At 66.2% G+C, this 18,625-nt stretch carries 17 protein-coding genes and 1 tRNA gene; 6 read left to right on the top strand and 12 right to left on the bottom strand.

The genetic code is table 11. From position 1 onward, the window contains the following. The first annotated feature begins 8 nt into the window (after window positions 1–8). From FHW94_RS11035 to dxs, 3 genes are all read left to right on the top strand, one after another. The gene (locus FHW94_RS11035; RefSeq protein ID WP_168555868.1) at window positions 9–3,188 is read left to right on the top strand and encodes an efflux RND transporter permease subunit; all 3,180 of its coding nucleotides are present in this window, start codon (window positions 9–11) and stop codon (window positions 3,186–3,188) included. A gap of 101 nt (window positions 3,189–3,289) precedes the next feature. Next, window positions 3,290–4,480 (top strand): DUF445 domain-containing protein, encoded by a 1,191-nt coding sequence (locus FHW94_RS11030; protein WP_168556099.1) that lies wholly within the window; start codon window positions 3,290–3,292, stop codon window positions 4,478–4,480. Window positions 4,481–4,565: 85 nt separating this feature from the next. Then, window positions 4,566–6,488, top strand: coding sequence for a 1-deoxy-D-xylulose-5-phosphate synthase (dxs, locus tag FHW94_RS11025; RefSeq protein WP_168555867.1), 1,923 nt, complete (start codon window positions 4,566–4,568; stop codon window positions 6,486–6,488). A 133-nt stretch (window positions 6,489–6,621) separates the two neighbouring features. Here dxs and FHW94_RS11020 read toward each other — a convergent pair. Continuing rightward, window positions 6,622–6,708, bottom strand: a tRNA-Leu gene (locus FHW94_RS11020). 372 nt (window positions 6,709–7,080) lie between these two features. Beyond that, window positions 7,081–7,362: an integration host factor subunit beta gene (locus FHW94_RS11015; protein ID WP_022677879.1), complete on the bottom strand. Its 282-nt coding sequence runs from the start codon at window positions 7,360–7,362 to the stop codon at window positions 7,081–7,083. A gap of 441 nt (window positions 7,363–7,803) precedes the next feature. Here FHW94_RS11015 and FHW94_RS11010 point away from each other — a divergent pair, with 441 nt between their 5' ends. The 3 genes from FHW94_RS11010 to FHW94_RS11000 all read left to right on the top strand — a co-directional run bounded on the left by FHW94_RS11010 (window position 7,804) and on the right by FHW94_RS11000 (window position 11,036). After that, window positions 7,804–9,600 carry a peptide MFS transporter gene (locus FHW94_RS11010; protein ID WP_168555866.1) on the top strand — a complete coding sequence of 599 codons (1,797 nt, stop codon included), beginning with the start codon at window positions 7,804–7,806 and terminating at the stop codon, window positions 9,598–9,600. Window positions 9,601–9,767: 167 nt separating this feature from the next. Continuing rightward, window positions 9,768–10,451 (top strand): NnrU family protein, encoded by a 684-nt coding sequence (locus FHW94_RS11005; protein ID WP_168555865.1) that lies wholly within the window; start codon window positions 9,768–9,770, stop codon window positions 10,449–10,451. Between the two features lie 39 nt (window positions 10,452–10,490). Beyond that, window positions 10,491–11,036 carry a GNAT family N-acetyltransferase gene (locus FHW94_RS11000; protein ID WP_168555864.1) on the top strand — a complete coding sequence of 182 codons (546 nt, stop codon included), beginning with the start codon at window positions 10,491–10,493 and terminating at the stop codon, window positions 11,034–11,036. Here FHW94_RS11000 and FHW94_RS10995 read toward each other — a convergent pair. From FHW94_RS10995 to FHW94_RS10950, 10 genes are read right to left on the bottom strand one after another with little or no spacing between them, the layout of a single operon-like run. Continuing rightward, window positions 11,033–11,740 (bottom strand): ribonuclease T(2), encoded by a 708-nt coding sequence (locus FHW94_RS10995; RefSeq protein WP_168555863.1) that lies wholly within the window; start codon window positions 11,738–11,740, stop codon window positions 11,033–11,035. The two genes, FHW94_RS11000 and FHW94_RS10995, sit on opposite strands and share 4 nt — an antisense overlap. 11 nt (window positions 11,741–11,751) lie before the next feature. Further along, window positions 11,752–12,615 carry a carboxylating nicotinate-nucleotide diphosphorylase gene (gene nadC / locus FHW94_RS10990; protein ID WP_168555862.1) on the bottom strand — a complete coding sequence of 288 codons (864 nt, stop codon included), beginning with the start codon at window positions 12,613–12,615 and terminating at the stop codon, window positions 11,752–11,754. 44 nt (window positions 12,616–12,659) lie between these two features. After that, window positions 12,660–13,025: an iron-sulfur cluster assembly accessory protein gene (locus tag FHW94_RS10985; protein WP_168555861.1), complete on the bottom strand. Its 366-nt coding sequence runs from the start codon at window positions 13,023–13,025 to the stop codon at window positions 12,660–12,662. Between the two features lie 3 nt (window positions 13,026–13,028). Then, window positions 13,029–13,511 carry an SUF system Fe-S cluster assembly protein gene (locus tag FHW94_RS10980; protein ID WP_168555860.1) on the bottom strand — a complete coding sequence of 161 codons (483 nt, stop codon included), beginning with the start codon at window positions 13,509–13,511 and terminating at the stop codon, window positions 13,029–13,031. After that, complete coding sequence (locus FHW94_RS10975) at window positions 13,508–14,728, bottom strand: cysteine desulfurase (protein WP_168555859.1); 1,221 nt, start codon at window positions 14,726–14,728, stop codon at window positions 13,508–13,510. Before FHW94_RS10975 ends, FHW94_RS10980 begins: the two co-directional genes overlap by 4 nt. Continuing rightward, the gene (locus FHW94_RS10970) at window positions 14,725–15,462 is read right to left on the bottom strand and encodes a SufD family Fe-S cluster assembly protein (protein ID WP_168555858.1); all 738 of its coding nucleotides are present in this window, start codon (window positions 15,460–15,462) and stop codon (window positions 14,725–14,727) included. The genes FHW94_RS10975 and FHW94_RS10970 overlap by 4 nt, the downstream gene beginning before the upstream one ends. Next, a complete protein-coding gene (gene sufC, locus FHW94_RS10965) occupies window positions 15,459–16,199 on the bottom strand; it encodes a Fe-S cluster assembly ATPase SufC (protein WP_168555857.1) in 741 nt (246 codons plus the stop codon). The genes FHW94_RS10970 and sufC overlap by 4 nt, the downstream gene beginning before the upstream one ends. Next, window positions 16,183–16,569: a hypothetical protein gene (locus FHW94_RS10960; protein WP_168555856.1), complete on the bottom strand. Its 387-nt coding sequence runs from the start codon at window positions 16,567–16,569 to the stop codon at window positions 16,183–16,185. Before FHW94_RS10960 ends, sufC begins: the two co-directional genes overlap by 17 nt. Further along, window positions 16,566–18,074: a Fe-S cluster assembly protein SufB gene (gene sufB, locus FHW94_RS10955; protein WP_168555855.1), complete on the bottom strand. Its 1,509-nt coding sequence runs from the start codon at window positions 18,072–18,074 to the stop codon at window positions 16,566–16,568. Before sufB ends, FHW94_RS10960 begins: the two co-directional genes overlap by 4 nt. Next, window positions 18,071–18,586: an Rrf2 family transcriptional regulator gene (locus tag FHW94_RS10950; protein WP_168555854.1), complete on the bottom strand. Its 516-nt coding sequence runs from the start codon at window positions 18,584–18,586 to the stop codon at window positions 18,071–18,073. Before FHW94_RS10950 ends, sufB begins: the two co-directional genes overlap by 4 nt. Between the last annotated feature and the right edge of the window lie 39 nt (window positions 18,587–18,625).

Below are 18,625 nucleotides of genomic sequence, written 5' to 3'. Positions count from 1 at the left end.
GAACGGCCATGAACTTTCGCAATCTCTCGGCCTGGTCGATCCGCAACCCGGTCGTTCCCATCGTGCTGTTCCTGGGGCTGACCCTGGCGGGCCTGGTCTCCTTCATGCTGATGAAGGTGCAGGACCAGCCCGATATCGAATTCCCGCTGGTGATCGTGTCGATCAGCCAGCCCGGCGCCGCGCCGACCGAAATCGAAACCCAGATCACCCAGCGCGTGGAATCGGCCGTGCGCACGATTTCGGGGGTGGACACGATCACCTCCACTGCATCGGAAGGCGCGAGCCAGACGATGGTGCAGTTCAAGATCGGCACCGATATCTATGGCGCGGTGGCCGAAGTGAAGAACGCGGTGGACCAGGTGCGCGGCGACCTGCCCGACGGCATCCTCGAACCCCAGGTGTTCAAGGCGGAAACCTCGTCGGACCCGATCGCCTATTGGGCGGTTTCGGCCGACGACATGACGATCGAGCAGTTGTCGTGGTTCGTGGACGACACCATCGCCAAGCGGCTGTTGGCCATTCCCGGCATGGCCGAAGTGAAGCGCGCCGGCGGCGTGACGCGCGAGATTGCCGTCACGCTCGATCCCATGCGGATGAAATCGTTCGGCGTCACCGCGATCCAGGTCAACAACGCCCTGCGCGCGGTCAATCTCAACGCCGCGGGCGGCAAGGCCGAAGTGGCCGGGGCGCGCCAGTCGGTGCGCGTGCTGGGCAATGCCCATTCGGCGTTCGACCTTGGCCAGACGCAGATCTCGCTTTCGGCGGGCCGCGTCATCCGCCTGTCCGACGTGGCCGACGTGCGCGACAGCTTCAGCGAAATCACCTCGATCGCCAAGTTCAACGGCAAGCCGGTGGTGACGTTCAGCATCGCCCGTGCGCGCGGCGAATCCGATGTCAGCGTCTATGACGAGACGGTCAAGGAACTAGCCAAGATTTCGGCCGAGCAGGGCCACAAGATCCGCTTCACCCGGCTGTTCACCAGCGTGAACTATACCAAGCAACAGTACCACACCTCGATGTCCTCGATGGTCGAAGGCGCGGTGCTGGCGGTGATCGTGGTGTTCTTCTTCCTGCGCGATTGGCGGGCCACGTTCGTTTCGGCCATCGCCATTCCGCTTTCGGCCATTCCCACCTTTGCCGTGATGCACCTGATGGGCTTCACGCTCAACACCATGTCGCTGCTGGCCCTGGGGCTGGTCGCGGGCGTGCTGGTGGACGATGCCATCGTGGAAATCGAGAACATCGTGCGGCACATCCGCATGGGCAAGACACCGTTCCAGGCCTCGATCGACGCGGCCGACGAAATCGGCCTGGCCGTGGTGGCCACCACGTTCTCGATCGTCGCGGTGTTCCTGCCGGTGGGCCTGATGCCCGGCATTTCGGGCCAGTTCTTCAAGAACTTCGGCCTGACCGTGGTGGTGGCCGTGCTGTTCTCGCTGCTTGTGGCGCGCATGATCACGCCCATGGTCGCGGCCTATTTCCTCAAGCGGGACCAGCGCGACATTCCCCACGGCGAAGGGCCGTGGATGGACCGCTACATGGCCGTGCTGCGCTGGTCGCTCGATACCAGCAAGGCGGCCGCCTATCGCGCGCTGCATCCGCGCCGCCGGGTGCGCGCCCGGCTGCGCGACCACCGCTTGTGGATGATGGGCATCGGCCTGGGTGCGCTGCTGCTGACGGGCGCGATGTTCTTGGTCATCCCCACCCAGTTCTTCCCCGATACCGACAGCGATTTCTCGCAGATCAACGTGGAAATGGTGCCCGGCACCACGATCGAGCAGACGGCCGCCAAGCTCGACGAAGTCTATGCCCTGATCAAGAACGAGCCCGAAATCGACGTGGCGCTGGAGCGTATCACCGAAGGCAGCGGGCGCATCATCATGACCCTGCGCAAGGACCGCGCGCGCACCAGCCTGCAATTCCAACGTGAATTGACGCCGCGCCTGCAACATATCGCCGATGCCCGCGTGACGTTCCAGGATCAGAACGGCGGGGGCGGCAGCAGCGGTTCGGGCCGGCCGATCAGCATTATGCTTTCGGGCTCCGATCCCGACCTCTTGCAGCGCACGGCGCAGACCCTGGTGCAGCAGATGAGCGGACTCAAGCAAGTGGTCGCGCCGCGCATCAGCGCCGACTTGCGCCGCCCGGAAATCGTCATCACCCCGCACCTCGATCTGGCCGCCTCGCTGGGCGTGACCACCCAGGCGCTGAGCCAGACGATCCGCATCGCCACGCAGGGCGAGATCGACATGAACAGCGCCAAGTTCTCGCTGTCGGATCGCCAGGTGCCGATCCGGGTGAAGCTGCCGATCGATTCGCGCCGAGATCTCACCACGATCGAGAACATGCCGGTGCAGACCTCCACCGGCGGTTCGGTGCCGCTGGCGCGCGTGGCCAGCATCGGCTTCGGCTCGGGCCCGACCACGATCCAGCGCTACAACCAGAACCACCGCATCTTCGTGGGGGCAGACTTGCCGCCGGGCGTGGTGAAAAGCACGGCGACGGATGCCATTGCCAAGCTGCCGATCATGCAGGACCTGCCCACCGGCGTGTCCAACGCCCCGGCTGGCGAAGACCGCTGGCAGCAGGAAATGCTGGCCAACTTCTTCATCGCGCTGGCCACGGGCGTGCTGCTGGTGTTCTCGGTGCTGGTGCTGCTCTACCACCGTTTCGTTTCGCCGCTGGTGAACATGGGTTCGCTGTTCCTGGCGCCTTTGGGCGGGCTGCTGCTGCTCGGCTTCGTGGGCCAGGCACTGAGCCTGCCGGTGTTCATCGGCGTGCTGATGCTGTTCGGGATCGTGGCCAAGAACTCCATCCTGCTGATCGACTTTGCGATCGAGGAAATGACGACGGGCAAGGACAAGCTGCACGCCATCACCGAAGCCGGGCACAAGCGCGCGCAGCCGATCATCATGACCACGGTGGCGATGATCGCGGGCATGGTCCCCACGGCGATTTCCGTGGGCGGCGATGCCGGCTGGCGCGCGCCGATGGGCACCGTGGTGATCGGCGGCCTCGCCTTGTCCACCTTGCTGACCCTGCTGATCGTGCCCGCCGGCTTCAGCCTGGCCGATGGCCTGGAAAAACGCCTGGGCCCTTGGCTTGCCCGCCACGTGCTGACCAGCGAACCACGCAAGCCCCCCGTTGCCGGGAACCTCGCCGCGCATGAGGCATTCCCGGCGGAGTGACCATTGCTTCCCGCCGCGCGGCCCGTCCCTTCAGGCCCCTGTTCCCGTCGGTCGACCGGGCGCGCACCACGCGCCTGGTGGCGACGGGGCTGCTGGTGGCCATGGCGGGGCTGTTCGTGCTGGCGCGCACGATGCTGGCCGCGCCTGGTGCGGCGCCGGCCTGGGGTTACCTGCGCGCCTTTGCCGAAGCGGCGATGGTGGGCGGCCTGGCCGACTGGTTTGCCGTCACCGCGCTGTTTCGCCACCCGCTGGGCCTGCCGATCCCGCACACCGCGATCATCCCTGAAAACAAGGATCGCATCGCGGATTCGCTGGCGGGTTTCCTGCAATCCAATTTCCTCACGCCCCAGGTGGTGGCCCGCCGCATGGCCGGGCTGGACGTGGCAGGTGCAGCCGGCGCGTTCCTGACCGCACCCAAGACCGGCGGGGAGCAAGGCCGCCTGGCGGCGGGCGCGGCAAGCCTGGCCGCCGATATCCTCGAATCGCTCGATCGGGAAAAGCTGGGTGGCATGGCCAAGCAGGCGCTGCGCCAGCAGATCGACCGGATCGACCTGGCCCCACTGCTGGGCCAGATGCTGCAGGCGATGATCGCCGATGGGCGGCACGTGCCTTTGATCGAGGCCCTGCTGGGCAAGACCGCGCAGACCCTGGAAGCCAACGAAGCGCTGCTGCGCAACCTGATCCACGATCGCGCCAATGCCCTGGTGCGGCTGGTCAAGCTGGACGAGCGCCTGGCCAACACGATCCTGGACGGCATCTACAAGCTGCTTGCCGAAGCCGTCGTGCACCCCGACCACCCGCTGCGCATCAAGATCGTGGAAGGGCTGGAGCAGCTGGCGCACGACCTTGTGGCCGATCCCGCGATGGGTGCCCGCGTGGCGCAGATGAAAGCCGAATTGCTCGACAATCCAGCCTTTACCGACTGGCTAGACGCCTTGTGGGAACGCGCGCGGGGCGGCTTGCTGGCGGCGGTGCGCGGCGGCGCTGGCGGCGCGCTGTCTGGTCAGGTTGGCGTGGCACTGGCCGATCTGGGCCGCGCCTTGCAGACCGACGGGCGCCTCGCCTTGCTGGTCAATCGCTTTGCCCGGCGCACCCTGGTGGGGATCGTCAGCCGCTATGGCGGGCAGATCGTGCGCCTGGTTTCCGAAACTATCCGTCGCTGGGACGCACGCACCGTGACCGCGCGGATCGAAGGGGCGGTGGGCCGCGACCTGCAGTTCATCCGCATCAACGGCACGCTGGTGGGCGGATTGGTGGGCCTGGCGCTGCACGCGCTCGATCGCGCGCTGTGACCATGAACTGCTTGTTTCCACGCCCCTTGGTGCGAACCATAGGGGTTTTCTCGACAGGGCGGAACAAGGGGTGTAAGGCGCGATGATGACCGCAATTCCGGCCACGCCTCTGCTCGACACCGTCGATACCCCCGCCGACCTGCGCCGCCTGGCCCCGGGCCAGTTGCGCCAATTGGCAGACGAACTGCGCGCCGAAATGATTTCGGCCGTGGGGCAGACCGGTGGCCACCTGGGTTCCGGCCTGGGCGTGGTGGAACTGACCACCGCGATCCACTACGTGTTCAACACGCCCGAAGACCGGCTGGTGTGGGACGTGGGCCACCAGGCCTATCCGCACAAGATCCTCACCGGCCGCCGCAGCCGCATCCGCACGCTGCGCCAGGGCGGCGGGCTTTCCGGCTTCACCAAGCGCAGCGAAAGCGAATACGATCCGTTCGGCACCGCCCACAGCTCCACGTCGATTTCGGCGGCGCTTGGCTTTGCCGTGGCCAACAAGCTGGCGGGCAAGCCGGGCAAGGCGATTGCCGTGATCGGCGATGGCGCGATGAGCGCGGGCATGGCCTACGAGGCGATGAACAACGCCGAGGCTGCCGGCAACCGCCTGATCGTCATCCTCAACGACAACGACATGTCGATCGCGCCGCCGGTGGGCGGGCTTTCGGGCTATCTTGCGCGGCTGGTATCCTCGCGGCCCTTCCTGGAACTGCGCGAACTGGCCAAGAAGCTGTCGCGCCGCCTGCCCCGCCCGCTGCATCAGGCCGCCAAGAAGACCGACGAATTTGCCCGCGGCATGGCTATGGGCGGCACCCTGTTCGAGGAACTGGGATTCTACTACGTCGGCCCGATCGACGGGCACAACCTGGACCAGCTGATCCCGGTTCTGGAAAACGTGCGCGACGCGGCCGAAGGGCCGTGCCTGGTCCACGTCGTCACGCAGAAGGGCAAGGGCTATGCCCCGGCCGAGGCCGCGGCCGACAAGTATCACGGCGTGCAGAAGTTCGACGTGATCACCGGCGAACAGGTGAAAAGCGCGGGCGGCCCGCCCAGCTATACCAACGTTTTTGCCCAGGCCCTGATGGCCGAGGCCCAGACCGATCCCACGGTCTGCGCGATCACCGCCGCGATGCCTTCGGGCACGGGGCTGGACAAGTTCGCCAAGGCCTTTCCCGATCGCCTGTTCGATGTGGGCATTGCCGAACAGCATGCCGTGACCTTTGCCGCAGGCCTTGCCGCGCAAGGGATGCGGCCGTTCTGCGCGATCTATTCCACGTTCCTGCAGCGCGCCTATGACCAGGTGGTGCACGACGTGGCGATCCAGAATCTGCCGGTGCGCTTTGCCATCGACCGCGCCGGGCTGGTGGGGGCCGATGGCGCCACCCACGCCGGCTCGTTCGACGTCACGTACCTCGCCAGCCTGCCCAACCTGGTGGTCATGGCCGCAGCAGACGAGGCGGAATTGGTGCACATGGTGCACACCGCCGCCCGGCATGACAGCGGCCCCATTGCGTTCCGCTATCCGCGCGGCAACGGCGTGGGCGTGGCGCTGCCCACCGTTCCCGAAGTGCTGCCGATCGGCAAGGGCCGCGTGGTGCGCGAAGGCAGCAAGGTGGCAATCCTCTCGCTCGGCACACGCCTGGCCGAAGCGCTCAAGGCGGCAGACCAGCTCGACGCGCGTGGCCTGTCCACCACCGTGGCAGACTTGCGCTTCGTCAAGCCGCTTGACGATGACCTGATCCGCCGCCTGATCGCCACGCACGAAGTGGTGATCACCATCGAGGAAGGCGCGATCGGCGGCCTTGGCGCCCATGTGCTGACCATGGCCAGCGACGAAGGGCTGACCGATACGGGCCTGAAAATCCGCACCATGCGCCTGCCCGACGTGTTCCAGGATCACGATTCGCCCGAAAAGCAGTACGACCAAGCCGGCCTCAACGCGCCGCACATCGTCGATACCGTGCTCAAGGCCCTGCGCCACAACAGCGCCGGCGTGCAGGAAGCGCGCGCCTGAGAGCGCGGGCGACGGGTGGGCATCCAGCCGTCGCCACCACCAGCAGCGCCAAACGCCCGAACATGCACACCCCCGGATTGAGCCCAGGTTGGTCTTTCGGGACGCGTGGTGTGATGACGGATTGCGGCCAGGATGGTGCGGGCGGCCGGACTTGAACCGGCATGGGCAAAGCCCGACGGATTTTAAGTCCGTTGCGTCTGACCAATTTCGCCACGCCCGCACGCAGCCACGGCTATAGGAGGCTGGCCTTGCCCCGCCAAGAGGCCAGGCAAAAAAGCGCACGGGCGACATCGGCCCATTTGGGAAAAGTCGTGCTCAAGGAACCGGTTGGCTGCGCGAAACGGGATCGCACACAACCCGGTTTTTGAATGGCAGGCAGCGCCATCGCAACGGCGAAAACGCTGCCTGCCCCCCCTGTAACGGCGCTGCCGTGCCCCTGGCAACGCCGCTGCTAGACGCTGTCGGCGTTCAACGGAACGCCATCAGCCTCTATTTCTTGGCTAAAGTGCAATGGATCGGCGAAAACAAATTCCCCGTTTTCGCCATCGCACGCTGTGCAGGCGTGCGATCGTTGTCATCGCACTGTGGCAGATCACTCGGCGTTGAGCCGGATCCGCATCTCCTTGCCTGGCTTGAAATAGGGCACGCGCTTGCCCGGCACATCGACGGATTCGCCGGTGCGCGGGTTGCGGCCCTTGCGGGCATCGCGTTCACGCGTGGAAAAGGCGCCAAAACCGCGCAGTTCCACCCGTCCGCCATCGGCCAACCGCCCGGCGATTTCGTCGAAGAAGACATCGACCACGCGTTCGATCTCTTCGGCGCGAAGGCCGGGACTATCTTTGGCCAGAGCTTGCAGCAATTCGGAACGTATCATGTCACTCCCCCTTCATCGATGCCCCCCGGCACCGTTTGAAGTCCCTTTTGCGCCTATAGACCCCCGTCGAGGCGCAGTGACCCTTGTGCCAGACGTCGGACAAGTGTTCAACTTATCGAAGGTTCATAAATTGCCGAGAAATTCGCCTAAAATGGGGCATTTAGGCCGATCGTTGCAGAATTTTTTCACGGCCGCCCCGTCAGGCACGGCGCAGACCGGCCTGGGCACGGCGCGTGCGGGTTGATTTCGGCGCAGCCGGCCGGCGCGAAACGATCATGCAGCCCGTGCCCGCAGCGGCGCACATTCGTTGCAAAGCGGGGCAGCGACACAAATAGCGCCTTTCCAAAGCGCACAATCCGGTTAGTTTCCGGCGAAACTGAACTGGCCCCCGCCTGCCGATCCGCATTCGCAGGCGGGGCTTTTCATGGAGCGCATCCACGCATGACCGAGGCGACCCCGCCCCAATCCCCGCCGGCCAATGCCGCCCATGGCGACACCGGCTGGTTTGGCCATCCGCGCCAACTGGCCCGCCTGTTCACCACCGAAATGTGGGAACGCTTCGGCTTTTACGGCATGCGGGCGCTGCTCACGCTGTACCTGACCAAGCATTTCCTGTTCAGCGACAGCACCACCAACGGCCTCTATGGCGGTTTTGCCGCGCTGGTCTATCTCACGCCGCTGGTCGGCGGGCTGATCGCCGACCGCGTGCTCGGGTCCAAGCGTTCGGTCAAATATGGCGCGATCATGATGTCGCTGGGTTATTTCGTGCTGTGCTTTGGCGGCGAAACCGCCAAGCCGCACGCCGAAATCGCGGGCCAGCGCTATGACGTGGTGGCCGATAACGTGGTGGACCGCCCCACGGCCAGCGGCCTGGAAAAGCGCTATGTCGTCATCGCCGGCGAGAAATTGCAGATCAAGGGCAATGCCGATGGCAGCGTGGCCCTGCTCGCAGCCGATGGCCACGTGGCGCGCACTGTGCCGGGCAACGAATTTGCCACCAGCGGCACGCGGTCTTCGTTCTATGTCCTGCTGATGCTGCTGGGCCTGTCGCTGGTGGCGGTGGGCAACGGCTTCTTCAAGCCCAACCTCGCCACGGTGGTGGGCGAACTCTATGCACCGGGAGACCGACAACGCGACGCGGGCTTCACCATCTTCTACATGGGCATCAACCTGGGATCGCTGTTTTCGCAGATCCTGTGCCCCTGGCTGGCCGATGCGGTGGGCTGGTGGGCCGGATTCGGCCTGGCAGCCGTGGGCATGGCGGTGGCCTGGGCGCTGATCCAGTTCGATGGCGGGCGCCTGTCTGGCTATGGCGAGCCGCCGGCGCGCAGCGGGCGTGATCTGGCGCCGCTGATCTATGTCGGTGGCGTGGTCGCCGTGGGCGCGGTGATCCTGCTGTTCCAGAACCTGCTGGACGCCCGGCCCGTGGCCGCCGGATCGAGCCTGTGGGCTTATATCCTGGCGCTGCCGCTGCTGGGCAAGATCCTGTTCGCCAGCTTCCTGATCGGCGTGCCGACGATCCTGGTCTATGCCTGGCGCACCGGCAACCGGGCGGAATTCGAAATGATGGTGGCGGCCATGGTGCTGACCACGTTCAACACCGTGTTCTGGACCCTGTTCGAACAGGCCGGTTCATCGCTCACCCTGTTTGCCGATCGCAACACCGATCTTTCGGTGTTCGGCTTGTTCAGCATTTCGGCCGGGCAGACGCAGTTCTTCAACGCGCTGTTCATCGTCACCCTGGCGCCGCTGCTGACCATCCTGTGGGGCAAGCTCGCCGCGCGCGGGCTGGAGCCGTCGATCCCGGTCAAGTTCGGCGTGGCGCTGGCCGGTGTTGGCGCAGGCTTCCTGTTCCTGGTGTGGGGCACGCGCTTTGCCGGGGCCGATTTCAAGGTTTCGGTGTGGTGGCTGGCGGGCCTCTACCTCATCCACTCGGTGGCCGAACTGTGCATTTCGCCCGTGGGCATGAGCATGATCACCAAGCTGTCGCTGGCGCGCATCGTCGGGCTGATGATGGGCGTGTGGTATCTTTCGATCGCGATGGCACAATATGTCGGCGGAATCGTTGCGCAGGTGGCAAGCGTAGAAACCGTAGGGGGAGAGGTTACCAATCTCAAACTGAGCCTGGATACCTATACCAGCGTTTTCAACGTGATCGGCTGGTTTGCCGTCGGCATCGGCGTCGTTCTGCTGCTGTTGTCCGGCGTGCTGCGCAAGTTGATGCACGGCGTGCGCTAAACAAGGATGGGCCGAGATTTGCACCGATTTGGAGGTAACCGTCCCTGAAAAGGACGCACTGCTGGTACGTTGGCAGGCTATGCTTGTCGGGAGAAGATGGTAAACAATTGTTAGGCAGTGTTGCGGCGTGCCAGGGCGGCTGCAATGCGGGTTTGACGGAGCTTGTCTTGTTCGAATCACACTTACCACTGGCCCTGGCGATGCTGTTCTTTGCCGGGACTCACTGGATACTGTCACACCCGCTGCGCAAACCCGCGATCAAGTCCTTGGGCCTGAACGGCTTTAGGGCGGTCTATTCGATCGTCGCGGTCATCGCCCTGGCCTTGGTGCTGATCGCGCACGATCGCACGCCCGACGGGCCGATGCTGTGGGATGGCTATGCCACCCTGCCGTGGCTGGTCGCCTCGCTGCTCAGCTTTACCGCCACCGCGCTGCTGCTCGCCTCGTTCTCGCGCAATCCCGCATTGGCGCCGCGCAACATGAATGGGCTGTCCACCGCGCTGCCGCAGGGCGTGTTCCGCGTGACGCGCCACCCGATGATGTTTGCCATCGCGCTGTGGGGCGTGTCGCACTTGTTCATTGCCCCCAGCCTGCGCTCGCTGCTGCTCAACGGCGGGCTGGCATTGATGGCGGTGGGTGGCGCCCGCGCCCAGGATACCAAGTTCCAGTCGCTCTATGACAAGGAATGGCGCATCTGGTCGCGCCGCTCACCGTTCTGGCCCGATCTGCGCCACCTGGGTGGCCTGGGCTGGGCCTGGGGCGGGGCGCTGATCGCCTGGGGGCTGATCACCGCGCTGCACTGGCTCCTGGCTGGCATTCCGGCCGGGCCCTGGCGCTTTTTCGACGCCTGATCCCTTCACTTAGATCAGGCGATCGGGCAGGCTTGCGCCATGGAAACCGATCCCCAACCTGCCCTGCTGACCGAGCGCCTGGCGCTCTGGCACCCCCACCCCCGTGACCATGCCGGCCTTGTGGACCTGCTGGCGCCCGAGGCCGTGCGCCGCCATCTGGGCAACCGCCCGACCGGGGCGGTGGAGGAATTCCAGCGCCTGCTGCGCAATGCCGGTTCCTGGGCGCTCTATGGCTATGGCATTTTCACCTGCCGCCGGCGTGATGACGATGCGGTGATCGGCATCGCCGGGGTGTTCCATTCCTGGCGCGGCTTTGGCGAGGGGCTGGACGACGTGCCCGAAGCCGGGTGGATCTTTGCCGAATCCTGCTGGGGCCAGGGCCTGGCGCGCGAAGCCATGGCCGCCGCACTGGACTGGTTCGACCAGGCCCACGGCCCGCGCCGCGTGGCCTGCATGATCGATGGCGACAATGCGCCGTCGCTCGCGCTGGCAGCCCGGCTGGGCTTTGTTGCTTACGCCGAGCAACCCGATCCTGGCCGGGATGTGCCGCTGCTTCTGCTGGAACGGAATACCGGCGCGGCTTAGCGCTTGATCCGCCAGATGCGCAGCAGACTGCCATCGTCCAGCCCTGCCCCGTCACATGCCTTGGGCCGGTCTGCGGTATCGGAGCAGAGTTGCACTTCCTGCAACCAGCCGCCCGAATTGGCGTTGATGCGGATCGATTCGGGCGTGAGCCGCGGATTGCGGGCGATGAACGCGCGGCGCAAGTCGCCCGCGGTCAGCACGCGGCGGCGCGACAGGCCTTCCATATCGGGCAGGTGCAGCGCGGCCAGGCGGCGCGCGCCTTGGGCAAAATAGGCCTCGGGCGTGGGCGCCATGCAACTGCCGTGCTTGGCCCATTCGTGCGCCAGCAGGCGGGCCGATGGCGTCATGCACAAGGACCGGCGCAGGGTTTCCGCGCTGGGCACCGTGGCCGGGCACCATTGCGGCCACTGGCCGGGCAGGCCATCGGGCCAGAGCCCGTGCAGCACGAAGCCGAAGCGGCCCAGGCTACCATCGCACTGCGTACCGCCGATGGCGTCACCCACATGGTTGCGGCAGAACTGCGGCGACCACGACAGCGCCAGCGTGGTGCCGGTCGTCGGCCCGGTGCGGCGCGGCCCGTCGGGCGCAGGCAGCGGCTCTGGCGCGATACGCGGGGGCAGGCGGCACGACGGCGCCTCGGCCGCCAAGGTGGCAGACGGCAGCGCCAGGACCAGAGCAGCGGCAAGCAGCGGCCATTTCTTCATCGCGGCACCTGTCAAAGCGGGGAGAAATCGAGGCCGATATCGGCCGCCGGCGCGCTTTGCGTGAGGCGACCGACCGAGACATAGTCCACGCCCGAGGCGGCGATCGCGCCGATCGTATCGAGCCGCACCCCGCCCGAAGCCTCGGTCGGCACGCGGCCCGCGACAAGCGCCACGGCCTGGCGCAAGAGATCAGGCCCCATGTTGTCGAGCAGCAGGCGCGTGGCGCCGGCGGCCAGGGCCGGTTCGATCTGGTCGAGACGGTCGACTTCACAGATCACGTCCTTCACCCCGGCAGCCAGGGCGCGGCGCACCGCCTCGGCCACGCCGCCGGCCACCAGCACGTGGTTGTCCTTGATCATCGCCGCATCCCACAGGCCCATGCGGTGGTTGTGCCCGCCGCCGGTGCGCACGGCATACTTTTCCAGGTGGCGGAAGCCGGGAATGGTCTTGCGCGTATCGAGCAGGCGGGCCTTGGTCTGCCCCATGGCATCGACGTATTCACGGGTGAGCGTGGCCACGCCCGACAAGTGCTGCACGGTGTTGAGCGCCGAGCGTTCGGCGGTGAGCATGGCGCGGGCATAGCCCGACAGGCGCATCAGCGCCGTGCCGGGCGCCACGCGCGCGCCTTCGGCCACCAGGATGTCGATCTCCATCGCCGGATCGAGTGCGCGGAAGAATGCGGCGGCAATCGGCAAGCCGCAGACGGTGATGGCGTCGCGGCTGTCCATCACCCCGGCAAAGCGGGCATCAGCGGGGATCACGCTTTCGCTCGTGACGTCAGCGCCGCCGCCGGGCAGGCCATGGCCCAGGTCTTCGGCCAAAGTGGCCTGGACGAACGCGGCGAGGTCGAACCCCGGAATGGTGAATTGGCTCATGCGCGCGGCTTTACCGGCTCGCGCCGGGGGTGCCAACGCGCAATTTAAATGGTGAAGCTTTCGCCGCAGCCGCAAGTGCCCTTGGCATTGGGGTTATTGAACACGAAGCCGGCCTGGAAATCGTCTTCCACCCAGTCCATCGTGCTGCCGATCAGATAGAGCACCGAGGCGCCATCGATGAACAGCGTGCCGCCGGGGGTTTCGATGCGCTCGTCCAGCGGGTTGGCGGTGTTCACGTAATCCACCGAATAGGCGAGGCCCGAGCAGCCCCGACGCGGGGTGGACAGCTTGACGCCGATGGAATCGGCCGGAGCGCTGGCCATCAGCGTGGCAATGCGCGCCTGCGCCGAGGGCGTGAGCAGTACCGCAGCAGGGCGTTCGCGGCGAGTGCGGGTAATGGTTTCGGTCATGGCTTAGAGCATCCCGAGTTCGAGCTTGGCTTCATCGCTCATCTTTTGCGGGTCCCACGGCGGGTCCCATACCAGGTTCACTTCGGCATCGCGCACGCCGGGCACGGCGCCCACGCGCAGTTCCACTTCGCCCGGCATGGATTCGGCCACCGGGCAATGCGGGGTGGTGAGCGTCATGGTCACGGCCACGTGCCCGTCGTCGGCCACGTCCACGCCATAGATCAGGCCCAGGTCATAGATATTGACCGGGATTTCCGGGTCGAAGATGTCGCGCAGCGCGGCAACCACGCCGTCATAGATTTCGCCACCTGGCTCGCCCGGCTTCACGCCTTGCGGCTTTTCCGCCAGGAAGCCCGACAGATAGTCGCGCTTGCGCTCGGCCGGCGCTTCAGGCGCAGGCTCGGGAATGTCGTCCACGTGCGCGCGGCGCGGCGGGTTGACGGCGTCGACTTCCTCGACGGTGAAGCGGGGGGTATCGGCGCTCATCCGAAAATCCTCAAGGTTCGCTCGATGCCGCGCACCAGGGCGGCAACATCGCTTTCGTCGCTGTAGATGCCAAAGCTGGCGCGGGCCGTGGCCGGCACGCCCAGGTGTTCCATCAGGGGCTGGGCGCAATGGTGGCCGGCGCGGATCGCCACGCCTTCCTCGTCCAATATGGTGCCAAGGTCGTGCGGATGCACCCCCTCGATCACGAAACTGACAGCGCCGGCGGCATCGTCCGGCCCGAACACGCGCACACTGTTCAACCCGCGCAAGGCATCGCGCGTGGCGCGCACCAGTGCGGTTTCGTGGGCCTGGATGGCCGCAAGGCCCACGCCCTGCACATAATCCACCGCCACGCCCAGGCCGATCGCCTCGACAATGGCTGGCGTGCCCGCCTCGAACCGCTGCGGCGCGGGGGCAAAAGTGGTGCCGGCAAACGAAACGCGATCGATCATCGCGCCGCCGCCCTGCCACGGCGGCATGGCCGCGAGCAGGTCTGCCTTGCCATAGAGCGCGCCGATGCCGGTCGGGCCATAGAGCTTGTGCCCGGAAAAGGCATAGAAATCGACGTCGAGCGCCTTCACGTCCACCACCAGCCGCGCCACGGCCTGGCAGCCATCGAGCAGGATCTTGGCGCCCACGGCATGGGCCAGTGCCACCGCGCGCGGCGCATCGAGCACGCTGCCCAGCACGTTGGACACATGGGCAAAGGCCACCAGCTTGTGCGCCGGGGTAAGCATGGCTTCCGCCGCGTCGAGATCGATCTTGCCATCTTCGGTCAGCGGGCAGACGTCGATGGCAATGCCGGTGCGCTGCGCCAGCAATTGCCAGGGCACGATGTTGGAATGGTGTTCCAGCGTCGAGAGCAGCACGCGGTCGCCGGCCTTGAGATTGGCCAGGCCCCAGGTCTGCGCGACCAGGTTGATCGCCTCGGTCGCGCCGCGGGTGAAGACGATCTCGCCCTCGTCCGCGCCGAACAAGCCGGCCACCTTGCGCCGCGCGGCTTCAAAGCCCAGCGTCATTTCGGCCGAGCGGGTGTAAACCCCGCGATGCACGGTGGCATAGTCCACGCCGATGGCGCGGGTGACCGCGTCGATCACTACGCGCGGCTTTTGCGCGGTGGCCCCGGTATCGAGGTAGTGCCAGCGCGAGCCGTCCGGGTTGACCAGGCCCGGCCATTCGGCAGCCTGCGTCAGCGGTGCTGTGGCAAGCGTGCTCACAGCAGGCCTCCCAGTGCCTGGAGCGCGGCCTGCGTCAGCACCTCTTCTTCGGGCGCATCGACGAACGCTTCGGCGATAAAGGCCTGGAGCATCAGCTTCTTGGCCTCTGCCGGCGGCAACCCACGCGATTGCAGGTAGAACAGGCCCTGCGCATCCAGCTCGCCCACGGCGCAGCCATGCGCGCACTTCACGTCGTCGGCATAGATTTCCAGTTCGGGCCGGGCATTGGCCGTGGCCGTGCGATCGAGCAGCATGGCACGGATCGACTGTTCGCCGTCGGTGCCCACCGCGCCGCGATCCACCACCACGCGGCCCAGGTATGTGCCGGTGGCATGGCCCGCCAGGACCGAGCGCACCACCTGGCTGGATTGCGCGTCCGGCTCGGCATGGACAACCTCGGTCACGATTTCCAGCGTCTGGTCGCCGCCGCCCAGTTGCGCCGCGCCAAGATGGAACTTTGCGCCCTTGGCCAGCCGCACGGTCACCGCGATGCGGCCATAGGCGCCACCGGCGTTGAGCAGGCGCAAGTCATAGCTGGCGCCCTCGCCCAGCGTGATCGCCAGGTCGCGTGCTGCCGGGGCATTGCCCGCCAGCACCACCGAAAGGCTGCCGCTCTCGCCCGCCGCCACGTCCACCGCCTCGGCCGGCAAGGGCCAGAGCGTGGCGAGCGCGGCAAGATCCGCATAGCGGAACGCCTCGTCCGCTTTGGTGGGAAGGAGCGCGGCGGTGGTCACGCCACCGCCTCGTAGCCATGCTGTTCAAGCTCGTGCGCCAGTTCCGCCCCGCCCGAGCGGACGATGCGCCCGCCGGCCAGCACGTGGACGAAATCGGGCTTCACGTAATCGAGCAGGCGCTGGTAATGCGTGATCAGCAGCACGGCCTTGTCGGGCTTGCGCATGATCGCGTTGATCCCTTCGCCGCAGATGCGCAGTGCGTCGATATCCAGGCCCGAATCGGTTTCATCCAGGATCGCCAGCTTGGGATCGAGAATGCCCATCTGGACCATTTCCGCGCGCTTCTTCTCGCCGCCGGAAAAGCCCACGTTCACCGGGCGCTTGAGCATGTCCATGTCCATGCGCAAAAGGTCGGCCTTCTCGCGTGCCAGCTTGAGGAACGCGCCGCCCGACAGCGGTTCTTCGCCACGGCTCTTGCGCTGCGCGTTGAGCGCCTCGCGCAGGAATTGCAGGTTGGACACGCCGGGGATTTCCACCGGATACTGGAAACCCAGGAACAGCCCGGCCGCCGCGCGCTCGTGCGGGTCCATGGCGAGCAGGTCCTGCCCGTCGAACGTGGCGCTGCCGCCGGTCACTGCATAGCCGGGGCGCCCGCCGAGGGTATAGGCCAGGGTCGATTTGCCGGCGCCGTTCGGCCCCATGATCGCGTGGATCTCACCCGCGTTGATCGTGAGCGAAAGCCCCTTGAGAATGGCCTTGCCGGCGATTTCGTTGGAGAGGTCACTTATCGTCAGCATTGCGTTTTCCGCTCGAGCAATTGGCAAGGAAGTCGGCGCGAACCTCGTCGAACAGGTCGCGCCACGATTTTTCGATGGCCTTCACGTCGTCCAGCTCTTTCTGCCGGGCGTCGATCTGGGCCAGGGCGTTAGCCGTGGTGGCAGCGCCGCTGGGGGTGCCGGAAATCTGGACATCGAGCAGCGCGGCGCGTTCCTGCGCGATCGCGCGCTGCTCGGCATAGGCGGCAGCTGCAAACTGGGTGCGGCGGTGCGGCTCGTCGGTCGCCATCGCGCGCATCGCCTGCTTGTCGCACTTCTGCACCGCCGCCAGTGCCGGGGCGCTGTCGGGCGCGGTCACCGTGGCCAGGGCCATGACCAGCAGCGCGCTCATCCCACGCTGCCTTCCAGGCTGATGCCCAGGAGCTTCTGCGCTTCCACGGCAAATTCCATGGGCAGCTGCTGCAAGACTTCCTTGGCAAAGCCGTTGACGATCAGCGCCACGGCCTGTTCCTGGTCCAGCCCGCGCTGCATGGCATAGAACAGCTGATCATCGCTGATCTTGCTCGTCGTCGCCTCGTGCTCAATCGTGGCCGAAGGGTTGCGCACTTCGATATAGGGCACGGTGTGCGCGCCGCATTCCGCGCCCAGCAACAGGCTGTCGCACTGGGTGAAATTGCGCACGCCCTCGGCCTGCGGGGCCACGCGCACCAGGCCGCGATAGGTGTTGTTGGACTTGCCCGCGCTGATCCCCTTGGACACGATGGTCGAGCGGCTGCGCTTGCCGTTGTGGATCATCTTGGTGCCGGTATCGGCCTGCTGGTAATTGTTGGTGACGGCCACGGAATAGAATTCGCCCACCGAATCCTCGCCGTTCAAGACGCAGCTGGGATACTTCCACGTCACGGCAGAGCCGGTTTCCACCTGGGTCCATGAAACCTTGGACCGCGCGCCCTGGCACAGCGCGCGCTTGGTCACGAAGTTGTAGATCCCGCCCTTGCCCTGCGCATCGCCGGGATACCAGTTCTGCACCGTGGAATACTTGATTTCCGCGTCATCGAGCGCGACCAGTTCCACCACGGCGGCGTGAAGCTGGTTCTCGTCGCGCTGGGGCGCGGTGCAGCCTTCCAGGTAAGAGACATAGGCGCCCTTGTCGGCCACGATCAGGGTGCGTTCGAACTGACCGGTATTTTCCGCGTTGATGCGGAAATAGGTCGACAGCTCCATCGGGCAGCGCACGCCTTCGGGAATGTAGACGAAGGTGCCGTCGGAAAAAACCGCGCAGTTCAAGGCCGCGAAATAGTTGTCGTGCATCGGCACGACCTTGCCCAGCCAGCGCCGCACCAGATCGGGAAACTCGCGGATCGCCTCGCTGATCGAGCGGAAGATGACGCCGGCCGCTTCCAGTTCCTTGCGGAACGTGGTGGCGACCGAAACGCTGTCGAACACCGCGTCCACCGCCACGCGGCGCGCGCCTTCCACCCCGGCCAGCACTTCCTGCTCGGCTAGCGGGATGCCCAGCTTTTCATAGACGCGCAGGATTTCGGGATCGACCTCGTCCAAGGACTTGGGCCCGTCCTTCTTCTTGGGCGCGGCCCAATAGTAGGCTTCCTGATAATCGATCGGCGGGATCTGCAGCTTGGCCCAGTCGGGCATGGGCATGGTCAGCCAGTGGCGATAGGCCTTGAGCCGCCATTCCAGCATCCACTCCGGCTCGTCCTTCTTGGCCGAAATGAAGCGCACGGTGTCTTCGGACAGGCCCTTGGGGCCATATTCCTGCTCGATGTCCGAAGACCAGCCGTGTTCGTACTCGGCCACGCGGGCCGCAGCATCGCGCGCGGCCTGATCCTTTACAGGCTCGTCCTTTACCGGCGTGTCGTTCAGGGTTTCATCGGTCATGCGGGCAACTCGGCAGGAATGGGGGTGACGGCCAGGGCGGTGGCCGCCGACGGGACGGCCAGCTGGCCCGATTGCGCCCCTTTAGGAGACTGAGCAGGCCGGGCAAGCTGTACCAGCGACACACCCGAAAGCGCGGCGCGCAGCGCTGCGTCCACCGCCGGCCAGTGCGGCCGGACAGCGCAGGCCGCTTCGAGCGTGCAATCGCTGCGCCCATGCCCGCTGCAGGCGGCCATGGCAATCGGCCCTTCCACCGCCTCGACAATGTCGGCCAGGCTGATCGCAGCGGCCGGACGCGCCAGCTTGAGCCCGCCACGCGCGCCGCGCACGGACTTGAGCAGGCCGGCAGCGGCCATCTTGCTCACCAGTTTTTGCACGGTGGGCGCGGGCAGGCCGGTTTCGGTGGCCAGGCGCTGGGCCGAAAGCAGCGGCGTATCGGCACTATGGCAGCCGCAATGGCGCGCGGCGGCGCACATCATGACAACGGCATAGTCAGCCATGCTCGACAATCGCATCGCACCTGCTCGCTCAATTAGGGGGCGGCCCAAAGCTGC

Source organism: Novosphingobium sp. SG720, assembly GCF_012275365.1.
GTDB classification, from domain to species: Bacteria; Pseudomonadota; Alphaproteobacteria; order Sphingomonadales; family Sphingomonadaceae; genus Novosphingobium; species Novosphingobium rhizosphaerae.
The sequence above is the reverse complement of the archived record's forward strand: the minus strand, read 5'-3'. Positions and strand labels throughout refer to the sequence as shown.

Excerpts from the sequence above, each read along its gene's own strand:
- dxs (WP_168555867.1), top strand. The coding sequence starts at position 4,566 with ATGACCGCAATTCCGGCCACGCCTCTGCTCGACACCGTCGATACCCCC.
- FHW94_RS11010 (WP_168555866.1), top strand. The coding sequence starts at position 7,804 with ATGACCGAGGCGACCCCGCCCCAATCCCCGCCGGCCAATGCCGCCCAT.
- FHW94_RS10980 (WP_168555860.1), bottom strand. The coding sequence starts at position 13,511 with ATGAGCGCCGATACCCCCCGCTTCACCGTCGAGGAAGTCGACGCCGTC.
- FHW94_RS11015 (WP_022677879.1), bottom strand. The coding sequence starts at position 7,362 with ATGATACGTTCCGAATTGCTGCAAGCTCTGGCCAAAGATAGTCCCGGC.
- FHW94_RS10950 (WP_168555854.1), bottom strand. The coding sequence starts at position 18,586 with ATGCGATTGTCGAGCATGGCTGACTATGCCGTTGTCATGATGTGCGCC.
- FHW94_RS10960 (WP_168555856.1), bottom strand. The coding sequence starts at position 16,569 with ATGAGCGCGCTGCTGGTCATGGCCCTGGCCACGGTGACCGCGCCCGAC.
- sufB (WP_168555855.1), bottom strand. The coding sequence starts at position 18,074 with ATGACCGATGAAACCCTGAACGACACGCCGGTAAAGGACGAGCCTGTA.
- FHW94_RS11030 (WP_168556099.1), top strand. The coding sequence starts at position 3,290 with ATGGCGGGGCTGTTCGTGCTGGCGCGCACGATGCTGGCCGCGCCTGGT.
- FHW94_RS11000 (WP_168555864.1), top strand. The coding sequence starts at position 10,491 with ATGGAAACCGATCCCCAACCTGCCCTGCTGACCGAGCGCCTGGCGCTC.
- FHW94_RS10985 (WP_168555861.1), bottom strand. The coding sequence starts at position 13,025 with ATGACCGAAACCATTACCCGCACTCGCCGCGAACGCCCTGCTGCGGTA.
- FHW94_RS11035 (WP_168555868.1), top strand. The coding sequence starts at position 9 with ATGAACTTTCGCAATCTCTCGGCCTGGTCGATCCGCAACCCGGTCGTT.
- FHW94_RS10995 (WP_168555863.1), bottom strand. The coding sequence starts at position 11,740 with ATGAAGAAATGGCCGCTGCTTGCCGCTGCTCTGGTCCTGGCGCTGCCG.
- sufC (WP_168555857.1), bottom strand. The coding sequence starts at position 16,199 with ATGCTGACGATAAGTGACCTCTCCAACGAAATCGCCGGCAAGGCCATT.
- nadC (WP_168555862.1), bottom strand. The coding sequence starts at position 12,615 with ATGAGCCAATTCACCATTCCGGGGTTCGACCTCGCCGCGTTCGTCCAG.